Here is a 5939-nt window from a genome sequence, read left to right as displayed (position 1 = left end):
GTGATCAAGGCGGGCGATTTCATACCAAGTGCCAAGGTAGCGATCGAGGTTAAAGTCCTTGATGGGCTCGACATTACGTGGCATTCCAAGGCAGCCACTTAGGATTAACGTACAGATCATAAAGAGTATTTTAGGCATTATCAGCCTCCGGTGTCGGTGAATGGGCCTGTAGGACTGTGCGTATCATTGCCGTTATGGTGACAGCAATGATGGCCGTTATCCTCGGCATTATTATGGCGGTTAATCGGGGCAAAAGTCGGTAAATCATGGCAATCACAAACTTAGGGTAGGGCATATCCCATCACCACTACGGCTTAAGTGCAAAGCAAGATCAATATCGCACATGGGCCGCACCATCGTTAACCTAGCCGCGCCTCCCGCCCCGCATCGTACCTCGGATGCTGTCTATATCACGACTGAACAATGGCTGCCGCGCAGTTGCTTAAGGCGTTAATCGGACGATTTTGTTGTCGTTAAGATTATGGCAAGTAAGGCTATCTAATTGAAAAGATTTAATCATTTTTGAGATATTTGCGATGTGTGCTTTTGCTCTTATGGCGACAGTGTTAATCTGACTTTAGGCGGGCCGTGCTCAACCTAAGCCGTGCTCGAGCCAAGATAGAGGAGAATACCGTTGGCGATAGAACACCACGAGATGGTCAGTTGTTTACAGCGCCTGCAATGCCGCACAAACTTCACCATCAAAAATATTACCGAATACATGCTCCCTGACACCAAAGAAGCCTTTTACTTACACCTTGATGGTAAGTTACCCCACTTGATTATCCGTCCCGCGTTTGAGGTATTTTCCGGTGAGTTGGCCACCATTGCTGGGGTACATGCCAAATACGATTACTTTCATAACGGGCAGATGACGCGTTTTCCTAAACGTTTGCATAAAAGTTTGACTGAAACCCATTATGGCCTTGCCTTTAGTTTTGATACGGCTGAGGCGGTTAAACAATTTATTGAGCGCCTTAGTGCCATTGTGCGTGGCGCCTAGCGTGAGTTAACGAACACCGCGATGAGATGAAGTGTGGTTGATATCATGGTGTGAAGATGGCTTAAATGAGGGCAAATCTGGCGCAGCGCTTTGTATCTTGGAGTGAACGCCAGTGTTCAAGGAGCTAATGATGAGATTTAACGGGGTCACTCAAGGGGTAAAAATTAGGCTAGCCCTTAGCGGTGTGCTGTTATTGCTTGGCTGCTCAGATGCCGCCCCAAGGGTATTTGGTACGGTTGAACGTGATAGGTTGACCTTAACGGCCCCCGTGAGTGAGCTGATTAGCCAAATTCATGTCGTTGAAGGCTCGCGAGTTAGGGCTGGTGAACCCTTAATTGAATTGGATGCCACCTCGGCGAAGGCCCGCCTTGCCCTAAAGCAAGCTGAGCTAGAACAAGCGAAGGCCAAGCTTGCCGAGGCGAAGACTGGCGCGCGGGTCGAGGAGATTGCAAGGGCCAAGGCGGTCCTCGCTGGCACCCATGCGAGTGTTAAAGAAGCTCAGCGAGCCTTTGAGCGTAGCTTACAGTTATTTGCCGCTAACGTAGTAAGCCAAGCTGATGTTGATGCGGCTCGAGCCGCCCGTGATACCTATGTAGCCAAAGAGGCTGAAGCGGCGCAAAGTTTGCACATCCTTGAAAATGGCACTCGCAGCGAACAATTAGCGCAAGCACAGGCGACGGTTGCAGCGGCCATTGCCAGTGTCACCCTTGAACAAAAAGCGTTAGCAGACTTAACCTTAGTTGCGGCGCGTGAGGCCATTGTTGATACGTTGCCTTGGCACGTCGGCGACAGGGTGGCGGCGGGGACTCAGCTTATCGGCTTATTGGCCCTTGAGCAGCCTTATGTACGGGTGTATCTACCTGCCACATGGCTCGATAGCGTCAAAGCCGGTGATAGCGTCAATATTGTGGTCGATGGCCGGGCGGCTCCGATAGTGGGAACGGTACGCAACATCCGCAGCCAACCAGCTTACACCCCGTTTTATGCGCTAAACGAACGAGATCGGGCGCGGCTTATGTATCTGACGGATATTAGTCTCCCCAGTACCGCAGCGGATTTACCAACGGGGATGGCGATTGAAGTGGAGTTGCCATGAGCAGTACTGATTTGGCTATCGAAACCCAAGGAATGACTCGTTCATTTGCGGGCGTTAATGCGGTCGAGGAGCTGGATTTAGCCATTGCTAAGGGCACCATTTATGGTTTTCTTGGCCCCAATGGCTGCGGCAAGTCGACGTCTATTCGCATGTTAACAGGGTTACTGCGGCCAAGCGCTGGCCATATTCGCGTGCTTGGCGAAACCTTACCCGGTGCTGAAGAAAAACTGCGGCGGCGCATTGGCTATATGACCCAAAAATTCTCCCTCTATGACAATCTTTCCGTGCGGGAAAATTTAGAATTTGTCGCACAAATTTATGGGCTGAATCGGCGTCAAACTGCCCAACGTCTAACCGAATTGTTAACACTGTATGATTTAGCTGGCCGAGAAAGGCAACTTGCGGGGTCGATGAGTGGCGGCCAGCGCCAGCGTTTAGCCTTAGCGGCGGCGACCTTGCATCATCCTGAACTGTTGTTTTTAGATGAGCCGACTTCGGCGGTCGATCCGCAAAATCGCCGCGAGTTTTGGGAGCGATTATTTGATCTGTGCGCCCAAGGTACCACCATTCTTGTCTCGACCCACTATATGGATGAGGCGGAGCGCTGCCATGGTTTAGCGATTTTAGAAAAGGGCGTGAAGCGTGCCGACGGCTCGCCCCAGCAGTTGATGGCGGCGATGGGGGCCCGGGTTGTTGAAGTGGCTGGGGCGGATCTACGCAATTTAAAACAATCACTTATCCAAGAATCTGCTATTTTGTCAGCGGCCCAAATTGGCAATCGCCTGCGGGTGTTAGTGCAAAGCGACATCGACTCTCCCCTCGATTGGTTGGCCCCTAAGGTGGCGGGCAGAAGGATGGATGAGGTGCGCCCAAGCCTTGAAGATGTGTTTGTTACCTGCACCGGCCAGCGTGCCGCCCTGCCGGTGAGGGAGGGCGACCATGTGGCGTAGGATGTGGGCGATAGTGATGAAGGAGCTGCGGCAATTGTCGCGGGATCGCATGACCTTTGGCATGATTGTGATGATCCCTTTAGTGCAATTGATGCTATTTGGCTATGCCATCAATACCGACGCGCGCCATTTACCTGCAGGGCTCGTCAATTTAAGTGACTCGGCCTACAGCCGCGCTTTAGTGCAGGCGGTTGAGGCGACGCAAGTGGTCGATTTTAAACGGCAGTATTTTAGTGTGGCCGACGCTGAGCAGGCGATAACCCATGGTGAGGTTAAAGCCGTATTGCATTTACCTGCGGATCTGGATACGCGTTTAGTGCGTCATCCAAGCTTTGTGGGTCAGCAATATTTAGCCCAACCCGTCGGCCAATGGCTGGTGGATGGCTCAGATACGGTTGTCGCCTCAACGATTCGTAGCCTAAGGCAAATGCCATTGGATGACCTTGCCGCAAGGCCACAAAAGAGTGTGACGCCGAGTTTTGAGGTGGTGCAATACTTTAATCCTGAGCAACGTTCTGTGGTCAATATTGTCCCCGGCCTGCTTGGGGTTATTTTGACCATGACCATGGTGATGTTTACCTCTGCCGCCATTGTGCGTGAGCGTGAGCAAGGCAATATGGAGTTTTTGATCACCACACCAGTGCGGCCTTTTGAATTGATGCTCGGTAAAATCTTGCCCTATGTGATGGTCGGTTTTATTCAGGTGACAATTGTCCTCAGCGCTGGGCATTTATTGTTTGCCGTGCCGATCCGTGGCGGGCTTATTGATATTGCCTTTGCCGCCATGCTGTTTATTTGCGCCAGTTTGACTTTAGGTTTAGTGATTTCAACGATTGCGAAAACCCAGTTGCAATCTATGCAGCTCACGGTCTTTGTGCTGTTACCTTCAATTTTACTGTCGGGCTTTATGTTCCCCTATGAGGCGATGCCCATCGCTGCCCAGTGGATTGCAGAAGCATTACCCGCCACCCATTTTATGCGGATGTCGCGGGCAATCGTGCTGCGCGATGCCAGCGTGCTGGAACTGCATTTTGATACCCTGTGGTTAATGGCGTTTACTTGCGTGGGCCTTCTCATCGCCAGTTTGCGCTTTTCCAAGCGGTTAGATTAACCCTGTGGTCAATCTTGATATAACGCAAACTATTGGGAGAATTGCCTGCTAAACCATTGAAACAGATGTTGCTTTGGCAATGTTTGCCTTACAATTTGCTTAGAAAATGCGCAATAAGTCGATGGGATGAACAGGAATTGATGATGAAGCCAATAGTTTGCCAAAGCGCACTGGATGCGGTGTCGTTAATCCAAAGTGGTGAAACCCTGTGGACGCACTCCATGGGGGCTACGCCGCGCGTTCTGTTGGATGCGTTGGCTAAGCACGCATTAACCAAAGATAATCTGACGTTACTCCAGTTACATACCGAAGGCGCCGAGGCCTTAAGTCATCCCAGTTTATTCGGGCATTTACGCCATCGGTGTTTTTTTGCGGGCGCGCCCACTCGCGAATTACTGCACACGGGTGACGCCGATTATGTGCCGATTTTCCTGTCTGAAGTGCCCAAATTATTTCGAAGTGGCGAGCAAAAAATTGATACTGCCATTATTCAAGTGTCCCCTCCCGATCGACATGGGCTGTGTTCCCTTGGCATTTCGGTCGAAGCGACTCTGGCGGCCTGCCAAGTGGCCGGTAAAATCATCGCTCATATTAATCCACAAATGCCCCGCACCCATGGGGATGGGTTTATTCATATCGACCGCTTTGCGGCCGTGTATGAACAATCTGCGGCGTTACCGGTACACGCCTTTGGAACGGGAGATGCACTGAGCCTTGCCATCGGCCAGCAGGTGGCGCAATTAGTGCGTGATGGCGATTGTTTGCAGATGGGCATAGGCGCGATCCCTGATGCGGTGTTGTCCTGTTTAACCGCGCATCAAGATCTCGGCGTGCACACTGAGCTCTTTTCGGACGGCATATTACAACTGCTTGAAAAGGGCGTGATTAACAACAGTAAAAAGCGTTTTTGCCCAGGAAAACTGGTGACTGGCTTTGCCCTTGGTAGTCAAGCACTCTATGACTATGTGGATGATAATCCCTCGGTGCTGTTTATGGATATTGCTCAAGTGAATGACACCGCAATCATCCGTAAAAATCCGAATGTGATGGCGATTAATTCGGCGCTGCAGGTCGATCTCACCGGCCAAGTGTGCGCCGACTCCATTGGCACAAAAATTTATTCCGGCGTGGGGGGGCAGATGGATTTTATCCGCGGCGCTGGCCTCTCGGAAGGTGGCCGCGCAGTGATTGCGCTGCCAAGCACCGCCGCGGGGGGCACGATTTCGCGCATTGCGAGTGTGTTATCTGCGGGCGCAGGGGTGGTGACCACCCGCGCGCATGTACATTACATCGTCACCGAATACGGCGCGGCCAATTTACGCGGCCGCTCCTTACGCGAGCGCGCCCAAGCCTTAATCGCCATTGCGCATCCTGATTTTCGTGAGCAACTGAGCCGCGATGCCTTTGAGGTATGGGGATTAAGGGTGTAGGTTGTTAGCCCGTCAAGGTGCATTTTTACAGCAAGGGCCTCTCTAGCGCCTGGCCATTGTAAATACTGAGTGGGGGGCCTTGGCGTCAATGCTTACTCCCCGAAATGCGTTTGCTCGGGATAGCGCTGGAAGTTTAAGGGGGAGTCAGCATGGTCATCGCGGTAAGTATTGATAGCAAAGATGCCGTTGTTCCGCTTATACGTCGAGCCATAAATGGCTTTCCATAGTTTTAATCTATAGCAGTAAGTGATAAAAGCCATTTTACAGCGGCGCTAACCGCCAATATAGTGTTTTTCGAGGGCGTTAACCGCGTATGTGGTATTCGTATTATCTATCGCAGTTTTCTTTA

General features: G+C 51.5%; 5 protein-coding genes and 1 pseudogene. 5 read left to right on the top strand and 1 reads right to left on the bottom strand.

The genetic code is table 11. From position 1 onward, the window contains the following. Positions 1 to 138 (bottom strand): annotated as a pseudogene (locus ACRCZA_RS01780) (lipocalin family protein); the annotation flags it as partial. A gap of 517 nt (positions 139 to 655) precedes the next feature. On the opposite strand from ACRCZA_RS01780, the gene ACRCZA_RS01775 reads away from it, so the two are divergent. The 5 genes from ACRCZA_RS01775 (at position 656) to ACRCZA_RS01755 (ending at position 5590) form a co-directional block, all read left to right on the top strand. Beyond that, positions 656 to 1003: a hypothetical protein gene (locus ACRCZA_RS01775; protein ID WP_438672770.1), complete on the top strand. Its 348-nt coding sequence runs from the start codon at positions 656 to 658 to the stop codon at positions 1001 to 1003. Positions 1004 to 1130: 127 nt separating this feature from the next. Continuing rightward, positions 1131 to 2099, top strand: coding sequence for an HlyD family secretion protein (locus tag ACRCZA_RS01770; RefSeq protein ID WP_438672768.1), 969 nt, complete (start codon positions 1131 to 1133; stop codon positions 2097 to 2099). Next, on the top strand, positions 2096 to 3049 hold the full coding sequence (locus tag ACRCZA_RS01765) for an ABC transporter ATP-binding protein (RefSeq protein ID WP_438672767.1): 954 nt from the start codon (positions 2096 to 2098) through the stop codon (positions 3047 to 3049). The genes ACRCZA_RS01770 and ACRCZA_RS01765 overlap by 4 nt, the downstream gene beginning before the upstream one ends. Next, complete coding sequence (locus ACRCZA_RS01760; RefSeq protein WP_438672766.1) at positions 3039 to 4160, top strand: ABC transporter permease; 1122 nt, start codon at positions 3039 to 3041, stop codon at positions 4158 to 4160. Before ACRCZA_RS01765 ends, ACRCZA_RS01760 begins: the two co-directional genes overlap by 11 nt. A 143-nt stretch (positions 4161 to 4303) precedes the next feature. Continuing rightward, positions 4304 to 5590: an acetyl-CoA hydrolase/transferase family protein gene (locus tag ACRCZA_RS01755; protein ID WP_438672769.1), complete on the top strand. Its 1287-nt coding sequence runs from the start codon at positions 4304 to 4306 to the stop codon at positions 5588 to 5590. The last annotated feature ends 349 nt before the right edge of the window (positions 5591 to 5939 follow it).

It is taken from the genome of Shewanella sp. (assembly GCF_051658185.1).
Lineage (GTDB): Bacteria > Pseudomonadota > Gammaproteobacteria > Enterobacterales > Shewanellaceae > Shewanella.
Note: the sequence above shows the minus strand (reverse complement) of the source record. Positions and strands in the feature narration are given on the sequence as shown.

Coding starts and splice junctions, on each gene's coding strand:
- ACRCZA_RS01775 (WP_438672770.1), top strand. CDS start 656: ATGGTCAGTTGTTTACAGCGCCTGCAATGCCGCACAAACTTCACCATC.
- ACRCZA_RS01770 (WP_438672768.1), top strand. CDS start 1,131: ATGATGAGATTTAACGGGGTCACTCAAGGGGTAAAAATTAGGCTAGCC.
- ACRCZA_RS01765 (WP_438672767.1), top strand. CDS start 2,096: ATGAGCAGTACTGATTTGGCTATCGAAACCCAAGGAATGACTCGTTCA.
- ACRCZA_RS01760 (WP_438672766.1), top strand. CDS start 3,039: ATGTGGCGTAGGATGTGGGCGATAGTGATGAAGGAGCTGCGGCAATTG.
- ACRCZA_RS01755 (WP_438672769.1), top strand. CDS start 4,304: ATGAAGCCAATAGTTTGCCAAAGCGCACTGGATGCGGTGTCGTTAATC.